The 19,528-nt window shown below is 42.5% G+C and carries 20 protein-coding genes; 11 read left to right on the top strand and 9 right to left on the bottom strand.

All coding sequences use genetic code 11. From position 1 onward, the window contains the following. Window positions 1-373: 373 nt before the first annotated feature. From H6G83_RS17280 to H6G83_RS17270, 3 genes are all read right to left on the bottom strand, one after another. Window positions 374-2,107 carry a helicase HerA domain-containing protein gene (locus H6G83_RS17280; protein WP_190474513.1) on the bottom strand — a complete coding sequence of 578 codons (1,734 nt, stop codon included), beginning with the start codon at window positions 2,105-2,107 and terminating at the stop codon, window positions 374-376. 121 nt (window positions 2,108-2,228) lie between these two features. Beyond that, complete coding sequence (locus H6G83_RS17275; RefSeq protein WP_190474511.1) at window positions 2,229-3,017, bottom strand: glutathione S-transferase family protein; 789 nt, start codon at window positions 3,015-3,017, stop codon at window positions 2,229-2,231. 232 nt (window positions 3,018-3,249) lie between these two features. Beyond that, window positions 3,250-3,432, bottom strand: a complete 183-nt coding sequence (locus H6G83_RS17270; RefSeq protein ID WP_190474510.1) for a hypothetical protein — start codon at window positions 3,430-3,432, stop codon at window positions 3,250-3,252. Between the two features lie 274 nt (window positions 3,433-3,706). Between H6G83_RS17270 and H6G83_RS17265 the strand changes: the two genes are divergently transcribed. Next, window positions 3,707-4,537, top strand: coding sequence for a fasciclin domain-containing protein (locus tag H6G83_RS17265; protein WP_190474508.1), 831 nt, complete (start codon window positions 3,707-3,709; stop codon window positions 4,535-4,537). A gap of 869 nt (window positions 4,538-5,406) precedes the next feature. Here the strand turns inward: H6G83_RS17265 and H6G83_RS17260 are convergent. After that, window positions 5,407-5,565 (bottom strand): YqaE/Pmp3 family membrane protein, encoded by a 159-nt coding sequence (locus tag H6G83_RS17260; RefSeq protein WP_190474505.1) that lies wholly within the window; start codon window positions 5,563-5,565, stop codon window positions 5,407-5,409. 119 nt (window positions 5,566-5,684) lie between these two features. Next, window positions 5,685-6,032, bottom strand: a complete 348-nt coding sequence (locus H6G83_RS17255) for a translation initiation factor (RefSeq protein WP_190474503.1) — start codon at window positions 6,030-6,032, stop codon at window positions 5,685-5,687. Between the two features lie 139 nt (window positions 6,033-6,171). Between H6G83_RS17255 and trpB the strand changes: the two genes are divergently transcribed. Beyond that, a complete protein-coding gene (trpB, locus tag H6G83_RS17250) occupies window positions 6,172-7,410 on the top strand; it encodes a tryptophan synthase subunit beta (RefSeq protein WP_190474501.1) in 1,239 nt (412 codons plus the stop codon). Window positions 7,411-7,499: 89 nt separating this feature from the next. On the opposite strand, the gene H6G83_RS17245 is transcribed toward trpB, so the two are convergent. Then, window positions 7,500-7,685, bottom strand: a complete 186-nt coding sequence (locus H6G83_RS17245; RefSeq protein ID WP_190474499.1) for a hypothetical protein — start codon at window positions 7,683-7,685, stop codon at window positions 7,500-7,502. Between the two features lies 1 nt (window position 7,686). Between H6G83_RS17245 and H6G83_RS36265 the strand changes: the two genes are divergently transcribed. The 3 genes from H6G83_RS36265 to H6G83_RS17230 all read left to right on the top strand — a co-directional run bounded on the left by H6G83_RS36265 (window position 7,687) and on the right by H6G83_RS17230 (window position 9,915). Then, window positions 7,687-8,475 (top strand): CAP domain-containing protein, encoded by a 789-nt coding sequence (locus H6G83_RS36265; RefSeq protein ID WP_190474498.1) that lies wholly within the window; start codon window positions 7,687-7,689, stop codon window positions 8,473-8,475. 176 nt (window positions 8,476-8,651) lie between these two features. Further along, window positions 8,652-9,203 (top strand): CAP domain-containing protein, encoded by a 552-nt coding sequence (locus H6G83_RS17235; protein WP_190474497.1) that lies wholly within the window; start codon window positions 8,652-8,654, stop codon window positions 9,201-9,203. Between the two features lie 82 nt (window positions 9,204-9,285). After that, window positions 9,286-9,915, top strand: a complete 630-nt coding sequence (locus H6G83_RS17230) for a ribonuclease D (protein ID WP_190474496.1) — start codon at window positions 9,286-9,288, stop codon at window positions 9,913-9,915. Window positions 9,916-10,171: 256 nt separating this feature from the next. Here the strand turns inward: H6G83_RS17230 and H6G83_RS17225 are convergent, their stop codons facing one another. Continuing rightward, a complete protein-coding gene (locus H6G83_RS17225) occupies window positions 10,172-10,627 on the bottom strand; it encodes a rhodanese-like domain-containing protein (protein WP_190474495.1) in 456 nt (151 codons plus the stop codon). Between the two features lie 332 nt (window positions 10,628-10,959). Between H6G83_RS17225 and H6G83_RS17220 the strand changes: the two genes are divergently transcribed. Next, on the top strand, window positions 10,960-11,556 hold the full coding sequence (locus tag H6G83_RS17220; RefSeq protein WP_190474494.1) for a chromophore lyase CpcT/CpeT: 597 nt from the start codon (window positions 10,960-10,962) through the stop codon (window positions 11,554-11,556). A gap of 532 nt (window positions 11,557-12,088) precedes the next feature. On the opposite strand, the gene H6G83_RS17215 is transcribed toward H6G83_RS17220, so the two are convergent. Continuing rightward, on the bottom strand, window positions 12,089-12,457 hold the full coding sequence (locus H6G83_RS17215) for an STAS domain-containing protein (RefSeq protein ID WP_190474493.1): 369 nt from the start codon (window positions 12,455-12,457) through the stop codon (window positions 12,089-12,091). A 405-nt stretch (window positions 12,458-12,862) separates the two neighbouring features. Next, entirely contained in the window at window positions 12,863-13,906 is a 1,044-nt protein-coding gene (gene hemF / locus H6G83_RS17210) for an oxygen-dependent coproporphyrinogen oxidase (RefSeq protein ID WP_190474492.1), read from the bottom strand. A 675-nt stretch (window positions 13,907-14,581) separates the two neighbouring features. Here hemF and H6G83_RS17205 point away from each other — a divergent pair. From H6G83_RS17205 to H6G83_RS17185, 5 genes are all read left to right on the top strand, one after another. Then, window positions 14,582-15,106, top strand: coding sequence for an SRPBCC family protein (locus H6G83_RS17205; RefSeq protein WP_190474491.1), 525 nt, complete (start codon window positions 14,582-14,584; stop codon window positions 15,104-15,106). Between the two features lie 325 nt (window positions 15,107-15,431). Further along, window positions 15,432-16,502, top strand: a complete 1,071-nt coding sequence (locus H6G83_RS17200) for an Mrp/NBP35 family ATP-binding protein (protein WP_190474490.1) — start codon at window positions 15,432-15,434, stop codon at window positions 16,500-16,502. Between the two features lie 182 nt (window positions 16,503-16,684). Continuing rightward, window positions 16,685-17,998, top strand: a complete 1,314-nt coding sequence (gene rodA / locus H6G83_RS17195) for a rod shape-determining protein RodA (protein ID WP_190474489.1) — start codon at window positions 16,685-16,687, stop codon at window positions 17,996-17,998. Window positions 17,999-18,378: 380 nt separating this feature from the next. Beyond that, the gene (locus tag H6G83_RS17190; protein ID WP_190474488.1) at window positions 18,379-18,576 is read left to right on the top strand and encodes an NAD(P)H dehydrogenase subunit NdhS; all 198 of its coding nucleotides are present in this window, start codon (window positions 18,379-18,381) and stop codon (window positions 18,574-18,576) included. A gap of 182 nt (window positions 18,577-18,758) precedes the next feature. Continuing rightward, a complete protein-coding gene (locus H6G83_RS17185) occupies window positions 18,759-19,415 on the top strand; it encodes an HAS-barrel domain-containing protein (RefSeq protein ID WP_190474486.1) in 657 nt (218 codons plus the stop codon). Window positions 19,416-19,528: the final 113 nt, after the last annotated feature.

Here is a 19,528-nt window from a genome sequence, read left to right as displayed (position 1 = left end):
CGCTGGCGGCAACTGGTCAATCCGAAGTCAGTATGAGTTCCACTTATCTTTATATTAAGACAAATCCGGCAAATAGTAAAGTAGCCCAAAGAGGGATATAGATTATAGTGTAAAATTGCTCTTTATATATAAAATTTTTGTAGTTCCTTATAAAAGTTATATATCTATAGTGACGCGAAAACCCCCTCTTCTGTTGCCTACCAGTGGGGAGATAACCGAACTGTGGGAGGTAAGACTTTACTACTTAGTCAGTTATCAGTTATCAGTTATCAGTTATCAGTTATCAGTTATCAGTTATCAGTTATCACCTGTTACCTCTATCCCCCAATCTCTAACCTGTCACCTGTACCCTGTAACCTGTAACCTATAACCTCTAAAATCCCAAATCAGCTTTAGCTAGTTCAGCTGCTGCGAATACTTCTGCGTCTGGTTTTTCTTCCCAAGCTGCATCGCCAATTTCCGCGTAGAATACAGAGTCGTAGGGACGGGTTCTGACTACTACCGGCATAGGTACGGCGTGACCTAAAATTAGAGCTTGCTGCTTGGAGTCTAGCTTGGCTAAGACAGACCTTAAACCACCAGCCCCTGATACGCCAGTGAAGATTGCGTCTATATCTTTGTCATCATTTAGCAAAGCGGTGATGCGTGTCCCAATTTGAGACATAACTTCATTATCTATGCCAGAGGGTCTTTGATCAACTACTAAAAGTGTGACAAAATATTTACGCAGTTCACGGGCAATTGTCCCAAAAATGGTACTTTGCACGATCGCTGGATCAAGGAAGCGGTGCGCCTCTTCTATGGTGATCATCAATGGCGTAGGGCGATCGCTAGGATTTTTACTCTGGAGGAACTTATCGGCTTTCCTGACGTAATGCTCATGAATCCGTCTGGTAATCATGTTTGTCACCAGCATATAGGAGAGCATATTCGACTGGGAACCAAATTCTATCACGACATTCTTGTCTGCCTCCAAAGATTGTAAGATTTTATTAATATAATTTTGTGGACATACCGCCCGCATATATTTAAGACCATCTAAGCGCAGTAGCTTACGCTGTAGCGCCATAATTGATCCCTTGTGTCCGCGCTTCTCCTCACAGAACATTTCGATTTCTTCGTTAGTCATATTCAGCAGTTGGACAATCCAAGATTTGCCAAACTCACTAAATAGGATATTGGCATTATCTAAGGCTGCTTCTGATAAACCTAAATCTCGACTACATAATTTAATATCTTCGACTTCAATTTGTTCATAACTGAGGTAGAGTTCTTGTGAGTCGCGGACACCACGGCGCTTAGTTGATTCGGGATCAAGGGTATATACTTCAACTCTACCCGGAAACAGTTGCTTGAGTCCCTTAACCGTGTTAACGTTCTTCCCTTCCGCGACAGCTTCCCAACCATATTCTGAGTGCATATCAAATATCAAGTTAACCGCCGCATTTTTGCGAATCACCCCAGCTAAAAGTAGGCGGGTAAGGAAAGATTTACCAGTACCTGATTTCCCAAATACGCCATTACTGCGTTCGACGAAACGGTTCAAATCAATACATACGGGGACATCCATATCTAAAGGTTTCCCGATAGAAAAGTTTTTGCGTTGGATGTCGTCTTCCCAACCAAACACCCGGCGGAAATCTTCTTCACTCGCTTCGTAAACTTGGCTGAAGTGACTGGGGATGGTTTTGACGGGGAGTAATTCCATCGTGGTACTAGTTTGGGGTTGGAAAGAAGCCAAACTTGTGGAGGATGGAACAAAGGGATTGACAGATTTACCATCAGATGTAGAAAAAGACTCATGAGATTCAGGGGTAAACATCAGCATCGGTGAGAGGTTTATTGTCCCGTAGGTTCCACTCCCGGCTAAAACTTCCCGTAAAAAAGTATCCTCCCAACTGGGGGGACTAGCGATAATGCGCGAGTTAGCAGTTCCCAAGGCTACATCTGTCAGCATACAGAAAAAGCGCGATCGCACCCCTTGGACTACCAAAAACTTACCTACCCGCATATCCTCAACGGAAATATCCGGGTGTAAGCGCACTTCTAAACCCCCAGTCAGAGAACCTTGAATTACTGAACCTAATGGTTGTTGTGAATTAGTCATTAGTCAACAGTCCATAGTCAACAGTCCATAGTCAACAGTCCATAGTCTATAGTCCATAGTCATTAGACTGTCTCCCCCATCTCCCCCCACTCCCTCATCTCCCCAGTCCCCAGTCCCTCACCTAATCAATTTGAATGGTAGTCGGCGAACCGCCTGTGGGTGAACCAATTATGGGTTTGCGGAATTGGCTGTAGATGCGATCGCGCCAAGCGAAAAAGGGTGCATAATCGGGATTCTCGGCTAAGATTGGTATACCTTTACCTCTGAGGCTTTCGGGTAAGTCTAGATAGGGGCCTGTGGGGAATTTTAACAATATGGATAAACCTGCTACTGCTAAGTCGGCTAGGGTGGGTTCGTCTCCGGTTAAGTAGGGACTGTCTGCTAACAGTAGTGTCAGGGCTTCCAGGTCTTGTTTCAAATCTGCGATCGCGCTTCTGACTACATCTGGACTATAACCTACTCCCAACCCCAAAACACTCAGTAAGTCACTGGGTACGCCTTCAACTAGGGTTTTGAGAAGGTCTGGTGTTGAGGTGGGTAATAAAGCTTTGCGGAAACTTTGGTCTTGACTAATAGCTGCAAATAATGCTTTTCTACCTTTAATGCCGATTGATTCATCAGCCCATTCTTCTATTAATAAAGTTAAACCCCTTTGTTTGGGGTCTTTTGGTATCAGGGGACGGTCTGGATATTCTAAGTCTAAATACTTGGCGATCGCTGTTGAATCCGCAATATATTTATTCCCATCTTTCAACACAGGTACTTGTCGCTGTCCAGTCAACCGGAATAAATCTACTTGTCCAATTCCTGGTGTCACTTCAATTTTGCGATACGCTAAACCTTTGTAATCTAAGATTAGCCGCACTTTTTCTGAGTATTGAGAAAGTTCCCATTGGTATAATTCTAACATTATCTATGCCTCGTTACTGATTAAGGGAATGACTTACTGATTGTAACTTTACTTCCAGTAAATTTCCTGAGTAAATAATTAATTTCTTACTGCATTGTTTGGTTAAAAAAAGTCAGGATTTTTAAAACTTTCTGACAAAACTCAATTTTTGCCCTGTTTGATTTTTATATTCATAATTAACCTCATATCAAACTCTTATACATTCTCAATGCTTAAATCATTAAATCAGTTATCAGTTATCAGTCAGCCAGGGAGGATGGTGGGAGATAAACAAGCGCCAAAATACGCCTTCCACCAATTGCTGTGGTTTTTCACCAACGTATTTAACTGATAACTGTTCACTGTTCACTGTTAAAAGGTTGACAAGATTTTTATTGTAGGCAGTGCAGCGCCATATCATAATATTGATGGGCATTCTCCACCCCACCTATATTTCAAAAAACCAGAATGAATCTTATATCAACTCTTAACTTTTATAAGGTTGACACTAATAGCCTATTGAGAAACCTGAAGAGAAATCCTGTTTAAATTATATTATCTAAGTGTTAAATATAACTTAATTTTGAGATTTTGCCTAGCTTGCTGCATATTTCTGCATAAAATTCTTACCTCTGTAGTTAGATTTTGTTGGTTGAAAAATGTTATAAATCTTTAAGATAATCTAATAACAATCAAAACAAAGAAAAATTATGAGGGTGAATCAGAGCAAACTGCTGACCAATTTGGCAAGTGTAGTGAGTTTAGCAGGCGTAAGTCTCCTCATTACATTACCATCCATCGCCAGAGAAGTATTAAATCCTAATCCTACTATTTTCCAAGAAGCTCCCTATAATCGGAGTCAACCTAATCAGACAAATGTTAGCCAGTTAACAAAAAACAACAATAAACAACAAATAGCACAGAGCGGAAGCGGCACCACAAATCCCAGACCAAGTATTTTCAATGAGCCTCCCTATAACCGTGGTAGCCGCACCCCCCCCACAGAAACCTCCCCAGCAACAAATTCCACCCCGCAAACACCTGGGACAACCGCACCACCACAAGGAACACCTCAGAAAATCCCACCAACAATACCACCACAAGGAACAACCAACACTCAAAATAAAACTTTGTTAGCATTGCTGGAATCAAATAGTTCGTTCACAACGCTGACTAAAGCAATCAAAGCGGCTGGACTAGCCGATACTCTACAACAGGGCGATAAGAGCTTTACAGTTTTTGCTCCTACCGATGCTGCTTTTGCTGAATTACCACAAGACGCTGTGATGGATTTATTCAAACCAGAAAACAAAGAAGTATTAGTCAAATTACTGACTTATCACGTTGTTCCTGGTGCTGTATTATCGACTGATTTGAAATCAGGTCAACTTCAGAGTGTCGAGGGTGGCCCAATTGCTGTCAAAGTTGATCCGGGAAAAAGTGTTGGGGTCAACGATGCGACAGTAGTACAAGCTGATATCAAGGCTTCTAATGGCGTAGTTCATGGGATCAACAAAGTAATTTTGCCACCTGATTTATAGGCTGTTAGCGTTAAAAATTACTATCTAGAACTTGATTTTTTCATAAACAAAACCATTCAAATTTTATGAATATTTGAATGGTTTTTATTATATTAATAGGACTTACGCATTGACAAATTAAATAAACATAGGACTTACGCAAGTGTCATAATCAAACTAACTGTAGTAGCGCGACCGGAATAAAATAGTGCATTAGATTTAAAGAAAAAACCACCGATGAACGCCGATAAAACTGATTCTCTAATGCAACATTTTAGCCCGGTCACGCTAGTAGTGGACTGACACGACTAAAATGTTGCATTAATTAACCACAGAGGCACAGAGACACAGAGGTTAGAGAGGAAACTTATTGCACTATTTTAGCCTTGCCACGCCAGTAGTGGAATGTCTAGACTAAATTTGTGCATTAGAAAACTCTTGTGGGATGGGCATCTTGCCCGTCCAGTGTAGGCAAGATGCCTACACCACAAGAAAATTTTTTGCCACATTTTAGCCCGGTCACGCCAGTAGGGTGCGTCAGCCCCAATAATTTCTTACACATTCTGTGGATTTTCCACATCTGACGCACCCTACCCCAAGTTCCAGTTGCGTAAGTCCTGATCAAGTAAAAATAAAATTCCTGTAGTGGCGTGACCGGACTAAAATGTTGCAATAAGTTTCCTCTCTAATACCGATTTACGTCTAATGTGAATTAAAATCTTGTAATTAGATAGAAATTTGTAGGGGCGGGTTAATCAAATATCATCAACAATTAACGATGATCCCGGTGAACCCGCCCCTACTGTCGCCTTCTTTTTTAAAATTGGTATAACCTCTGTGTCTCTGTGGTTAATTAATGCAATATTTTAGCCTTGCCACGCCACTACTGACTATTTCCTGGCAATTACCCAGACTGCATGAATAATTCCGGGAATATAACCTAAAAAAGTCAGCAGTATATTAATCCAAAAATCCTTACCGAGTCCAACTTGTAAGAAAACTCCCAGAGGTGGAAGAAAAACTGCACATAAAATCCGAATTAAATCCATGTTTACCTCCTGCCAATTTCACTATTAAAATGCAGTAGGATGTTAAGTCCGTAGTAAGGACTTTAGTCCTGATATTCATCAACAAGCAGTGCTAACTACAAACTAACAAAATTAGCCAATCAACCGCCACTTATCTTGGCTTTGTAGCCTAGCTTAATCAAAATTTCTAAAATCTTTTGTTTGTGATCGCCTTGAATTTCAATCTCATTATCTTTGACTGTACCACCTGAGCCGCACTGAGTTTTTAACTGTTTGACTAAATCTGCCAAAATTTCTGGCTTAGTTTGAAACCCAGTAATTACCGTGACAGTTTTGCCCTTACGTCCAGCGCGGGTAGCCTGTACTCGCACATTTTGTTGTTGTGGTGGTAGTTCTGGTTTTGCTCTTTCTAAGGCGGCGGAGTTATCGTTGCCAAACTCGCGGTAGACGAAGCGCTTGTCAGAAGATTGAGAATTAGAGGAAGACATAAGTAGATTTGTTAGTTGTCAGTTGTTTTTAGATTTTGAACTATAAATAAATTACCAGTTACGAATTGCCGCACTATATTATCCGTACCTCAGACTTTCCTATAATATTTAAGTCTATCCCATCATAAAAAATCATTCCGTGACTACCACTCCCCTTTCTCCAAGTACTCCCTCAAATGCTCAGGTTCCTGATACTCAAGGACGCTTTGGACGCTTTGGGGGTAAGTATGTGCCGGAAACTTTGATGCCGGCATTGGCTGAATTAGAATCAGCTTATCAGCAATACCGTAATGACCCAAATTTTCAAGCAGAACTACAACAATTATTGCGCGATTACGTAGGACGCGCTACACCGTTGTATTTTGCGGAACGCCTCACGGCTCATTATGCCCGACCTGATGGTACAGGGGCGCAAATTTACTTAAAGCGTGAGGATTTAAATCACACAGGCGCTCACAAAATTAACAATGCTCTTGGTCAGGTGTTGTTAGCCAAGCGCATGGGTAAAAAACGCATCATTGCCGAAACAGGTGCGGGACAACATGGTGTAGCCACAGCTACAGTTTGCGCTCGGTTTGGGTTGGAATGTGTGATTTACATGGGCGTTCACGATATGGAACGTCAAGCGTTGAATGTGTTCAGAATGCGGCTGATGGGGGCGGAGGTGCGTCCGGTGGAAGCTGGGACAGGAACTCTCAAAGATGCTACATCACAAGCAATTCGGGATTGGGTGACAAATGTAGAAACTACTCACTACATTCTCGGTTCGGTCGCTGGGCCTCATCCTTACCCGATGATAGTACGCGATTTTCACGCGGTCATCGGTCAAGAAACTCGCGCTCAAGCTCTGGAAAAATGGGGTGGTTTACCCGATATTCTCTTGGCTTGTGTGGGTGGTGGCTCCAATGCGATGGGTTTGTTCCATGAGTTTGTGAGTGAGCAGTCGATTAGGCTAATTGGGGTAGAAGCAGCCGGAGAAGGTGTCAATACAGAAAAACACGCCGCTACCTTGACAAAGGGACGAGTTGGTGTATTGCATGGAGCTATGAGTTATCTGCTGCAAGATGAAGATGGGCAGGTAATTGAGGCACACTCGATTAGTGCAGGGTTAGATTACCCTGGTGTGGGGCCTGAACATAGCTACTTGAAAGATGTTGGTCGGGCTGAATATTACAGTGTGACTGATGAGGAAGCTTTAGCAGCTTTTCAGCGTTTGTCTCGGTTGGAGGGAATTATCCCCGCACTGGAAACAGCCCATGCGATCGCCTACCTCGAAACCCTCTGTCCCCAACTTGCAGGTAGCCCCCGCATCGTTATTAACTGCTCTGGACGCGGTGACAAAGATGTGCAAACTGTAGCTAAATTTTTAATGCCATAATAAATCTATCTAAAGGTGGATATTACCTAAAAAATTGATAGATTTATTTAGGGGATTTTCCGCAATTTTGGGGAAAATTTAGCGGAAAATCAAACTAAGGAGAGAGGGCGATCGCTGCGATCGCTCTCTGTTTTATGAAAATCTAAGGATTTATTAGCTATCGGAGAATATTCAAAGGGATACCAGTAGAAGCAAAGATATACCAAGCCGTAGCCAATTTGTTCAATCAAGAACGGTCTGTTTAGATGAACAGGAAGTTTACTTTCAGCAACCATAATGTTCAAATCTGCAATTTACGCCGTTGCGATCGGAACTTTCGCTCTTACCAGTGGAGCAAGTGCAGTTTCTCTACAAAATCAATCCCCTGCACCCAAGTTTTCATCCATCTCTAGCGATAACCTTCTCGCACAATATTTTCCCAGACAATCCAATCGTCAACCTATGGGATATCCAGGGCAATATTATCCAGGGCAATATTACCCTTCAGGTGGTCAAGGCTACCCTCAAAATCCCTCTGGTGGACAAAATTCTACTCAAAACCCTTCAGGCGGGCAAAACTCCCCTCAAAACCCTTCAGGCGGACAGAACTCCCCTCAAAACCCTTCAGGCGGGCAAAACTCCCCTCAAAATTCTTCAGGTGGGCAGAATTCCCCTCAAAATTCTTCAGGTGGTCAATCTGATGGCAACTCAGCTTCTATAGAACAGTCAATTTTCGACCAAATCAATCAATACAGACAGTCCCAGAACCTACCGCCACTAACCCGGAATGCGTCCATTGACCAGCAAGCCAGAAATCACAGCGAAAATATGGCTAGTGGAAAAGTTCCCTTTAGCCATCAAGGATTTGAGCAACGAGTACAAGCCACTGGTGTTGCTTTCAAAGACGCGAAAGAAAATGTTGCTTACAACCAAGATAGAGACCCAGCTACCAGCGCCGTCCAAAGCTGGCTCAAAAGCTCAGGACACCTAGCCAACATTAGAAGCAATACCAATTTGACAGGAATTGGTGTTGCCGTAAATGGTCAAGGAGTTGTGTACCTGACGCAGATTTTCATTCGTTCTTAGTTGTTGACGGTTGACGGTTAACGGTTGACGGTTAACTGTTGACTGTTGACCAATTACCAATTACCAATCACCAATTACCAATTACCAATGACCAAATTACTAAAGTATCCTGTTATATAACTAGGAGCAAGAAGTTAGAGTATAGGTCTAATAGTATATATATAAAGTAATTCTTCATGTCCCGACAACCTGCTTTTGGCATCGCTTTAAGTATGCTTGTCCTTGGGGGAGGATTGATGGCTCCTCTTATACCAGGTCACACTTCTACAAGAAACTCTGCTGAAAATTCACCGTTGTCGATTTTTTCTCATCAGGTTGCAACCAAAACTACTACAACCTTTCAAACCACTGCATTGGAAAAATCAGTGTTTGAGCGAATTAATCGGTATCGGATATCTAAAAGACTACCAAGGTTGGTTTTGAATCCTAAGATTACTCAACAAGCAAGAATCCACAGTCAAAACATGGCTAGAGGTAAAGTTCCCTTTAGCCATCAAGGTTTTGAGCAACGAGTAAACGCTATCCCCCTTCGCTACAAAAGTGCTGCGGAAAATGTGGCTTTTAATCGGGGATATGATGATCCGGCTGATGAAGCTGTGGTTGGTTGGATAGATAGCCCTGGTCACTTAAGGAATATTCGAGGTAACTACAATATGACAGGTATTGGTGTTGCCACTAATGCCCAAGGTGAAGTCTATCTCACCCAGATTTTCTTGCGTACTCGATAGATGGAATTGTCAGTTTTTTAGACAATAATATTGTAGTGTCGGTGACTCGTCGGCAGATACTGCATATATTATTGAGTGATTCATGACCTTACAAGACTTTCAAGTAGGCGATCGCGATCTTAGTGACGCAACCCTCGCCGAGTATTTACAATCCCAGGCGATCGCCGTCGATACAGAAACTATGGGATTACTACCTGTGCGCGATCGCCTGTGTTTAATTCAGCTATGCAACCCAGAAGGAAAAGTTACCGCCATTCGCATAGCCAAAGGACAAACACAAGCCCCCAATCTCAAAAAACTCTTAGAAGCAACCAACGTCGAGAAAGTGTTTCACTTCGCGCGGTTTGACGTTGCTACCTTGCGCTATCATTTGGGGATTCATGTCCAGCCGATTTTTTGTACGAAAATTGCCAGTAAGTTAGCTCGTACTTATACCAATCGTCACGGACTTAAAGACTTAATACAAGAATTAGAACAAGTAGAACTAGATAAAAGCTCTCAAAGTTCAGATTGGGGGAACGCCGCTAATTTAACCGCAGCGCAACTCGACTACGCCGCCAATGATGTCCGCTATTTACTCAGCGCCCAGCAAAAATTAATCGCCATGCTCAAACGCGAAGAACGCTGGGAACTAGCTCAAGAATGCTTTCTAGTTCTACCGACAATTGTCTCTTTAGATTTATTACAATTTAAAGATTTATTTGAACATTAATTAGTTAATAGTCAATAGTCAATAGTCAATAGTCAATAGTCAATAGTTAATAGTCCATAGTCCATAGTCCATAGTCCATAGTCCATAGTTTTGGGAATTGCCAGATGGATGAGGACATATAGTAATCATACAATTTTGATAGCAACAGACGTTTTATTCTGTTCCCTGTCCCCTGCTATATAACTAATGACTATTGACTATTGACTATTGACTAATGACTAATGACTAATGACTAATGACTAATGACTAATGACTATTAAACGTCTTTTTTCTGTGTTTCGGCGTGAGCTTTAAGGCGATCTACTACATTGTAGTCATCTGCACCTGCGGGGGTTCTGGATTCTACAATTCCTTCGGTTGGGCCGCCGATCGCTTTCCATGCAGCTAAACCACCTCTAAGTTCAGAGACGTGTTCAAAGCCAGCCGAACGGAGAAGATTTACCGCTTCGGAAGTTTGGTCATCACTTGCACCGTAAACATAAATATCACGGCTTTTTTCTAAAGATGATGCGGCTCTATCTACCAAATCTTCGATTGGCATTGCCATCGCGCCTAGAATATGTCCATTGTTATAGGTAGGGCGATCGCGTACATCCAGTATTGTAAAAGCTGGTTCGCCCCACTCTAAACGAGACTTGAGTACATGAACATCAGACTGTGGTTCGATGGGTGGCTGTTGAGGAATGATACCACCTAAAGGATTATTAGCCATAACCTAACTATTAACTTCTAATTGAATTAATAGCAATTAAACTAAATCTATCAATTTCCTTTATCTGGCTGCGGTATGAATATTTTCAAGTTATAACATTGCTCATTGAGACATAGGTATTAAGGAGGAGTACAAACGAGGAAAAGTCATTATAAATCAAAGATGAGTCCTATATCTTGATTATGAAATTTATTACATTCGTAATCCAGTTTAAAAATAGCATTTATATTAATTTTCCCCAAAAAAGCCTTGCTAAATCCCACTTCCTTAATTGCGAATTGCTAATTACAAGCTGTATTCTGTGAGCATATTTACTATCATGTCTGACATTTATGAGCTTTACACCGGATTTAATAACTTTAGGTAAATACTTAGCTGGAGAATTTGATAATAAAGAACAAGCCTTAGCCGAGCCAATTTGGTTTGTTCACTTACGCCTATGGCAAAGACCCGTTGATTTGTTTACAGAGGATAGTATCACTCTGTTTGCCGAACAAGCCAACATTGTCAATTTAGACCGTCCTTATCGTCAACGCATTCTGCGCTTAATGCCCCATCCTGACTCAGAAACCGGGCTGTACGTACAGTATTATATGCCTAAGAATCCCAGTGCTTTAATTGGCGCAGGTCGTAATCCTGACATCCTCAAAACATTAACTCCAGATCAATTAGAACTACTCCCCGGCTGCATTCTTACAGTTAACCAGCAAACAGTAGCCCCTAGCAGCTATAAGTTTACAGCTTCACCCTTACCAGACACTCGCTGTACTTTCACTTACCAAGGTAACACCGTACAAGTTGCTTTAGGTTTTGAAGTTACCAAACTACAATTACTTACCTATGATAAAGGAATCGACCCAGAGACAGGCAAGGCAACTTGGGGAGCAATTACAGGCCCCTATCGCTACACAAAGCGGGAACAGTATTGAGTTTTGAAGAATTTACAGCACTTTTCATCTAGATGAGGTACGTCACTCAAGCTTTTCCCGTATGTAAACCTATACTGCATCTAAGCGAAAAACGCTGTAAGTTAACCTGAGTTCGATGAACCTCACCCTCCCAACCTCCCTCTCCTACGAGGAGAGGGAGGAGAAACGAAAAAATACCTCACCCCCAACCCCTCTCCTCGAAGGAGCGAAAAGTCTGTAGCTTGCTTCTCTAACGAGACGCTACGCGAACCCGTAGGGTGCGCCGGCTTCCGGCGTTCAGAACTTTTCAAGAGAAAGGGGTTGGGGGTGAGGTCAAAACAACGCTGGTCGAACTCACGTTAAGTTATTAGTTGTGAGGAATTTTGAGTTTAAACAGTAGCCTCAATATCGATTCTCGTGTGAATGAATTACAGGGGTAGGGGGACAGCACAGCTGTGCGCCCCTACGATAATCAACGCTCATCTATAACTAATGATTTTTCTCTTTACTTAATAGATGCTATCCGTAAAGTTGGCATCTGATTACAACTTTACTAACTGGCCATGCTTCGAGGTACACCTTCTAAAGCTTCCTCCTCTGTTTCAAAAATTTCAAATACCGTATCCATCATCGTCACTTCAAACACGAGTTTAGCTTCTGGGTGGACGTTACAGATGCGAAAACTACCATTGACCTTATCCGCATCGCGCATTCCTGCAACTAAAGAGGTAAGGCCAGAACTATCGATAAAATTTACTTGACCAAGGTTCACAACTACATGACGGCTGAGTTTAGAAATACATTCCTGCAACTTCAGGCGAAATTGCCAAGCTGTGGTGATGTCTAAGCGACCTGATGGTTTCAAGACGATAACAGTATTACCGTCTTGGGTTGTATAGCTTATTTGTTCTATCTGAATCACTAGGCCTCCCCTTAGCACTTTTCTCAAGATTAACTGTGGTTGGGTTAGTCCTGAAATTGATGAGCCAAAGCCTGACCTTTAGCAACAATTTTTACTGGTTATTGACCAAAAAGATGGGAAAAAGCAGTAGTTTCTATAACCCACCAATTGCAGGACTGTATTTGGGTGCTGAAACTCAATATTAAAAAGCTCCAGCTAAATTCATCACCTTTTTGACTAGGTGCTTACTTTTAGTAGTTTAACTCACCAAAGTTAATGTGAGTACCCAGGCAAAATTACTGAAATGAGAAGCCAAAATTTACGGCTTCTTCATGCTAAGTTCAGTATTATTTACCTGGATTTGTTTAGATTCCACAGGTAAGGGAAGGCTGATACTTGGATAAACCCTGAATTCGACAATTGGTACTACTGCTTTGGTGTCCAATTAGCCCAATCTTGGGGTTTGAGGAATGTATCATATAACTCGGCTTCTGGTGTATTGGGTTCTGGCTGATAACCGTATTCCCAACGTACTAGGGGTGGTAAAGACATCAAAATAGATTCGGTGCGTCCGTTGGTTTGCAAGCCAAAAATTGTGCCTCGGTCGTAAACCAAGTTAAATTCGACATACCGACCCCGACGATAAAGCTGGAAATTGCGTTGGCGATCGCCATATTCTATTCCATGACGACGTTCAACAATGGGGACATAAGCGGGTAGAAATGCTTTACCAGAACTTTGTACAAAACTGAACAAGTCTTCCCAGTCCCGTTGTGCTGGTTCGCCTACTTGGTTACTGTAATTGGCTGCTTCGCCTTTGGGGTCGGGGCCGCGATATAAAACACCTTGTCCGTCTTGGTAATCAAAAAATAGACCACCTACACCTCTGGTTTCGCCCCGGTGTTTGAGATAGAAGTATTCATCACACCAACGCTTAAATACTGGGTAATACTCTGGGTGATGTTCGTCGCAAGCTTGCTTCACTGTTTTGTGGAAGTGCGCCGCATCTTCCGCAAAGGGATAATAAGGTGTTAAGTCAGCACCACCACCAAACCACCATACCGGGCCAGCTTCAAAATAACGGTAGTTGAGGTGAACAGTAGGGACGTATGGGTTGCGTGGATGTAATACCAAGGATGTACCTGTGGCATAGAAACCATGCCCTTCAGCTTCGGGACGTTGGGCTAAAATTGAAGGAGGCAGATGAGAACCCCAAACTTCAGAAAAATTTACACCTGCTTGTTCAAATATTGCACCATCACGCAACACACGCGATCGCCCGCCACCCCCCTCTGGACGTTCCCAACTATCCTCGTGAAAGCTACCTACACCATCAAGTTTTGTTAAGGCTTGGGAAATTTCATCTTGTAACTGTTTCATAAAATGACTGACCCTAGCCTTAGCGTCAGTCGCTGGTAGAGACGGGGATACTTTTGCTTTTACAGTTGGGGTTTGCGAGTTAATTACCATAGATTCCCGAACCTAAATTACATTTTTCAAAAAAAGCCACAAATTAGGCTACATGAGCCAATAATTAGGCTCAAATTGTCCAAACAGTTTTTTACTTAGTGAAGTACCCACAGACTTCGCTACGCTAAGTCTAGAGTTTCGCGTCTCACTCGCCGTTGCTCTGTTGGGCGTACTCATCACTGAGTACCCGGAACTCAACCCGGTCTGAGTCTTACACAGCGTCTCTGGTATTGTTACCTTTATCTTCTTTGAAGGGAAGAACCCGCGCAGCCGCCCTGCTTCCCAAGGCAGTTTAATTGTTGTACGTTGACTAGATTATTTTCCCTCAAATGCGTATAGGCTTGTATATTGACTCAATTTTTGTTGTACTTCTTGATGGAAACATTTTCAGGACTTACGCACCAAGATTATCTGTTGAGACTGGGTGTAGGGGGGTAAGGGTTTTGAACACCTACACCCCTATACCCCTGTACTCTTACCAAAACCTTTGATTTTTCGTTCTCATGCGTGAACAGTAAACAGTTATCAGTGGAAAGTTAGCAGCGAAGTTCTTGATGTCTCATTGAGATTTATCATGCTGAGGGCAATTGTGACCAAATACGTTTTAATGTTGAATCACAGTAGCCAACTATTCCAGAGTGACCAGTCTAGTGTTTAAGGAGGAGAATTAGGTAAATGGGAACGTGGTTATCCAAATTCGTCCACCGCAAACGCCGTCGATTTTGCGTTTCTCTGGTACAGACATATAGAGAAATTAGTTCTGCATCTGTAGATGAACTGTGGCAAAAGGTAGTAGATTTAACAGATGTTTCTTGGCATCCCTTACTTAAGAGTACCAACGTACCCTACGGATTAGTACCTAAACCCGGATTAATATACCAAGCAGTAACACGCTTTTCGCCGATTCCCATCAGGATTTTTGTAGAACGTGTCAACCCCAGGGAACTATTGACTATCCGAGTTATGGCTATCCCTGGTGTGGAAGAAAGGATCACTTATCAAGTAGAGTCTACAGTCTGTGGCACTTGTTTATCCTATTCAGTCACACTAAGCGGTTGGTTATCACCATTAATTTGGTCATTGTTCCGTCCTTACGTAGATCGTGTAGCACGTTCCTTAGTGGAATCTGTAGAACAAGCCGCATTACAAGCAGTATCAGGAAAGAAGAAAAGCCTGAATGATAATTGTTTTGATTTTTAGGTTGGGTAATGGGTAATGGGTAATGGGTAATGGGTAATGGGTAATGGCTTAATCCTTTCTCTGGACTAAAGACTGAGTAGAAAACACTCCCTCATCTCCCCCCACTCCCTCATCTCCCTTATCTCCCAATCCCCAGTCCCTAATTTTTAATCCCTAAAGAAAGTTAAGATTTTATTAGGTGATAATAAAAAAATTTTAAATTTTATTACGCCGATTCAACAGAGGAAACACCCAGCAAGAATTGCTGTTTTATTTTGCAGCTGGTCAAAAACCAGGTCGCGTCTATCTTTAGCTTGCTTTTTACATTTTGAATTTTGAATTGTATATGTACGATGTCCTTGATTCACAATCTGTTTTAGAAGTGTTGCGACCAGTGCAAGACCCAGAACTGCGTAAGAGTCTGGTAGAACTGAATATGATTCGCAACGTCAAAATTGAGGGTGGGAAAGTCAGCTTCACCTTGGTTTTGACTACACCCGCTTGTCCATTGCGGGAATTTATTGTGGAAGATTGCCAGAAGGCGGTGAAAAAGCTACCTGGGGTAACAGATGTCAGTGTCGAGGTGACGGCAGAAACGCCCCAACAAAAAAGTTTACCAGACCGCAATGGTGTTCCTGGGGTGAAAAATATTATCGCTATCTCCAGTGGTAAAGGCGGTGTTGGTAAAAGCACTGTGGCGGTAAATGTGGCTGTGGCTTTAGCGCAAACAGGGGCAAAGGTCGGTTTGCTGGATGCGGATATCTACGGTCCCAATGATCCCACAATGCTGGGACTATCTGATGCACAAATTGTTGTGCGTTCTACGGAGAAAGGCGAAGTTTTGGAACCAGCATTTAATCATGGTGTCAAATTAGTTTCAATGGGCTTTTTGATTGACCGGGATCAGCCTGTAATTTGGCGCGGGCCGATGCTGAATGGGGTAATTCGTCAGTTCCTTTATCAGGTGGAATGGGGCGAACTCGACTACTTACTTGTGGATATGCCACCAGGAACTGGCGATGCTCAATTAACTTTAACTCAGGCTGTACCAATGTCGGGGGCGGTAATTGTCACTACACCGCAAACCGTAGCTTTGTTAGATTCTCGTAAAGGTTTAAAGATGTTCCAGCAAATGAACGTCTCGGTTTTGGGAATAGTAGAGAACATGAGCTATTTTATTCCCCCGGATATGCCAGATAAACAATACGATATCTTTGGTTCTGGTGGCGGTTCCAAAACAGCAGCAGAATTAGATGTACCCTTGTTAGGCTGCATACCTTTGGAGATTTCTACTAGAGTTGGTGGTGATAACGGTGTACCGATAGTAGTTGCTGACCCAGATTCAGCTTCTGCTAAAGCCTTAGTTGCGATCGCCCTAGCAATTGCCGGCAAGGTATCAGTTGCAGCATTAACATAGGTAATGGGTAATGGGTAATGGGTAATGGGTGATAAAAAATTATCTGTACCCTTTACCCTGTAACCTTTACCCTATTCTCTGCTCCCCACTTTAAATTTTTGTCTAATTTCTAGACTAAAACCTAAGCATACAGAGTTATTAATAGTCAACACATCTAACTAGTTAAACTCTCAACTCACACAATGTTATTAAAACGATCGCTTCCCAAAGTTCGCTGGAAATATTGGGTCAAGCCTTGGCAACAAATAGATTTACTCCTATTCTGTTTGCCTGTTGGCGTGAGCTTTTTTGGTGGTCTGATGATCCTCAGCACCGAACTGAAGCAGCCTGTCACAGACTGGTGGTGGCATTGGCTGATTGCTGGTATTGGTGCTGTTATCGCCTTGTTGCTAGCTCGTTTGCGCTACGAGAACCTTTTACAATGGCATTGGATTACTTATGCTTTGACTAATGCCAGTCTGATTGCTGTCATGGTTGCGGGTACGAGTGCTAAAGGCGCACAACGTTGGTTGCCAATTGCGGGGTTTAATGTCCAACCTTCAGAATTTGCCAAAATAGGGATGATTATCACCCTAGCAGCTTTACTGCACAAACATACTGCTAATAGGATTGAAGATGTTTTCCGTGTGCTAGCGATTACGGCTGTGCCTTGGTTATTGGTATTTATTCAGCCAGATTTAGCTACATCGCTAGTTTTTGGGGCGATCGTTTTAGGAATGCTTTATTGGGCAAATGCTAACCCTGGTTGGTTAATCCTGATGATTTCGCCTATAATCGCTGCCATATTATTTACCACGTCTTGGCCTTTATCAGCACCAATAATTCTGTTTAAGGAAATATTTGTGACTCCGCTTGGTGTGGCTTGGGCGATCGCAATGGCTATTTTAGGTTGGCTAACTCTTCCCTGGCGCAGATTTCAACTGGGTACTTTGGGTGCATTAAGCCTAAATTTACTTGGTGGGGAATTAGGTATTTTTGCTTGGAACCATGTCCTCAAAGAATACCAGAAAAATCGCTTAACCGCATTTATCAACCCCGAACATGATCCTCTAGGTTCTGGATATCACTTGATTCAATCACGCATCGCCATTGGTGCGGGGGAATTTTGGGGTTGGGGTTTGTTTAAAGGGCCGATGACACAATTAAATTTTGTGCCTGAACAACATACCGACTTTATTTTCTCCGCCGTAGGTGAAGAGTTTGGTTTTATTGGCTGTTTAATTATCTTGTTAGTTTTCTGCTTAATTTGCTGGCGACTACTACACGTAGCACAAACAGCTAAAGATAATTTTGGTTCTTTGTTGGCTATTGGTGTTTTATCGATGATTGTGTTCCAGTTAGTTGTGAATGTGGGTATGAACGTAGGTTTAGCACCAGTAGCAGGTATTCCCCTACCGTGGATGAGTTATGGACGTTCTGCCATGCTGACCAATTTTATTTCTTTAGGGATAGTAGAATCGGTAGCAAACTTCCGACAACGACAAAAGTATTATTAGTCCATAGTCAATAGTCCATAGTCCATAGTCATTGGTCATTAGTTGATGCTTCAAGTTGACAACTTCCCGCCATTTTATGGCGGAGATTCTTCTTTAAACCCAGGACTTACGCAAGTGTCACAATTGGTGGTTGGTGCGTGACGCTACAAGTCTCATGACTACGTTCAAATATTATCGCTCCTCACACACCCTACAGAAAAAATATGCCAGTTGCGTAAGTCCTAAAACCAACGATAAAGGTTTTGAACTATAAACCATAAACGATGGACTATGGACTATGGACTATTGACTGTTGACTGTTGACTATTGACTGTTGACTATTGACTATGGACTAATCACAAGCATTAAGCTAGAAGAAGAACTAAGCGAGGCAAGAAAAAATGATCCTACCTGGAGCAACTGTTAAAGTCAAAAATCCTAACGATACATACTATCGCTACGAAGGATTGGTACAACGGGTAAGCGATGGCAAAGTAGCTGTTTTGTTTGAGGGCGGTAATTGGGATAAGATAATTACCTTCCGTCTATCAGAACTTGAACCTGTGGAAATTACCGCCGGGAAGAAGAAAGGAAAATAATTTAGTCCAGAGTCAATAGTCAATAGTCTAATGCTGTTGACTGTTGACCCTTACGGGTTCGATAGTTGCTTTCCGACGCAAGGCGACACGCCACTCCCTTCAACGGGGGGAACCCCCGCACAGGGGTGGCGCAGGAACGCACTATCTCACTGTTGACTGTTGACTGTTGACTCTTAACTATTATGCGCCTCCCTTTACCACAGTTTGATAAAAGCGATCGCCATCCTAGCCACATTGCCGAGGTGATCGAAACTGCTACTACTGAATTTTTGGCACAGTGTCTGGAACCGGAAGATTTAACTTTTCCGTCAATGCCGCCGTTTGGTAGTTGGGTATGTGCTGTGGATGAAGAGTCAGGCAATCAAGTTTATGGGGTAGTATATCATGCTACTACTATGCCTGTGGATTCTGTACACCGAGCCGTGGCGATGGGGATGTCGTTGCAAGATTTGCGTGAGGAGCAGCCCCAGATATTTGCTATGCTGAAAACAGAATTTCGAGCTGCGATCGTGGGATTTCAGCAGTCGTCAACTGCACCCAACGGCAATGGCAGAATGTACCAGTATTTACCACCACGTCCACCGCAGATACACCAAGCTGTATATCAATGTGAACCAGAAGTCATTGTTAAATTTACTGAAGAACTAGAATTTTTACGGACGTTACTATCTATCAATGGCGCACCAGTAGAATCCTTAACCGCAGCCGCTATTCGGGAAGTCTACCAATTACGCAAAGCTGATCGAGAATGGCTAATCAAAGCTGGGCGCACTTTAAGCATATTGCTAAAAGACGACTACGATCGCCTACGCTTTATTTTAAGTCAGATTCATCCGTAGTCAGTTATCAGTTATCAGTTATCAGTTATCAGTTATCAGTTATCAGTTATCAGTTATCAGTTATCAGTTATCAGTTATCAGTTATCAGTTATCAGTTATCAGTTATCAGTTAT

This window comes from Anabaena azotica FACHB-119, from assembly GCF_014697625.1.
GTDB classification, from domain to species: Bacteria; Cyanobacteriota; Cyanobacteriia; order Cyanobacteriales; family Nostocaceae; genus Trichormus; species Trichormus azoticus_A.
The sequence above is the reverse complement of the archived record's forward strand: the minus strand, read 5'-3'. Positions and strand labels throughout refer to the sequence as shown.

Excerpts from the sequence above, each read along its gene's own strand:
- H6G83_RS17280 (WP_190474513.1), bottom strand. The coding sequence starts at position 2,107 with ATGACTAATTCACAACAACCATTAGGTTCAGTAATTCAAGGTTCTCTG.
- H6G83_RS17275 (WP_190474511.1), bottom strand. The coding sequence starts at position 3,017 with ATGTTAGAATTATACCAATGGGAACTTTCTCAATACTCAGAAAAAGTG.
- H6G83_RS17270 (WP_190474510.1), bottom strand. The coding sequence starts at position 3,432 with ATGCCCATCAATATTATGATATGGCGCTGCACTGCCTACAATAAAAAT.
- H6G83_RS17265 (WP_190474508.1), top strand. The coding sequence starts at position 3,707 with ATGAGGGTGAATCAGAGCAAACTGCTGACCAATTTGGCAAGTGTAGTG.
- H6G83_RS17260 (WP_190474505.1), bottom strand. The coding sequence starts at position 5,565 with ATGGATTTAATTCGGATTTTATGTGCAGTTTTTCTTCCACCTCTGGGA.
- H6G83_RS17255 (WP_190474503.1), bottom strand. The coding sequence starts at position 6,032 with ATGTCTTCCTCTAATTCTCAATCTTCTGACAAGCGCTTCGTCTACCGC.
- H6G83_RS17245 (WP_190474499.1), bottom strand. The coding sequence starts at position 7,685 with ATGGTTGCTGAAAGTAAACTTCCTGTTCATCTAAACAGACCGTTCTTG.
- H6G83_RS36265 (WP_190474498.1), top strand. The coding sequence starts at position 7,687 with ATGTTCAAATCTGCAATTTACGCCGTTGCGATCGGAACTTTCGCTCTT.
- H6G83_RS17235 (WP_190474497.1), top strand. The coding sequence starts at position 8,652 with ATGTCCCGACAACCTGCTTTTGGCATCGCTTTAAGTATGCTTGTCCTT.
- H6G83_RS17230 (WP_190474496.1), top strand. The coding sequence starts at position 9,286 with ATGACCTTACAAGACTTTCAAGTAGGCGATCGCGATCTTAGTGACGCA.
- H6G83_RS17225 (WP_190474495.1), bottom strand. The coding sequence starts at position 10,627 with ATGGCTAATAATCCTTTAGGTGGTATCATTCCTCAACAGCCACCCATC.
- H6G83_RS17220 (WP_190474494.1), top strand. The coding sequence starts at position 10,960 with ATGAGCTTTACACCGGATTTAATAACTTTAGGTAAATACTTAGCTGGA.
- hemF (WP_190474492.1), bottom strand. The coding sequence starts at position 13,906 with ATGGTAATTAACTCGCAAACCCCAACTGTAAAAGCAAAAGTATCCCCG.
- H6G83_RS17205 (WP_190474491.1), top strand. The coding sequence starts at position 14,582 with ATGGGAACGTGGTTATCCAAATTCGTCCACCGCAAACGCCGTCGATTT.
- H6G83_RS17200 (WP_190474490.1), top strand. The coding sequence starts at position 15,432 with ATGTACGATGTCCTTGATTCACAATCTGTTTTAGAAGTGTTGCGACCA.
- rodA (WP_190474489.1), top strand. The coding sequence starts at position 16,685 with ATGTTATTAAAACGATCGCTTCCCAAAGTTCGCTGGAAATATTGGGTC.
- H6G83_RS17190 (WP_190474488.1), top strand. The coding sequence starts at position 18,379 with ATGATCCTACCTGGAGCAACTGTTAAAGTCAAAAATCCTAACGATACA.
- H6G83_RS17185 (WP_190474486.1), top strand. The coding sequence starts at position 18,759 with ATGCGCCTCCCTTTACCACAGTTTGATAAAAGCGATCGCCATCCTAGC.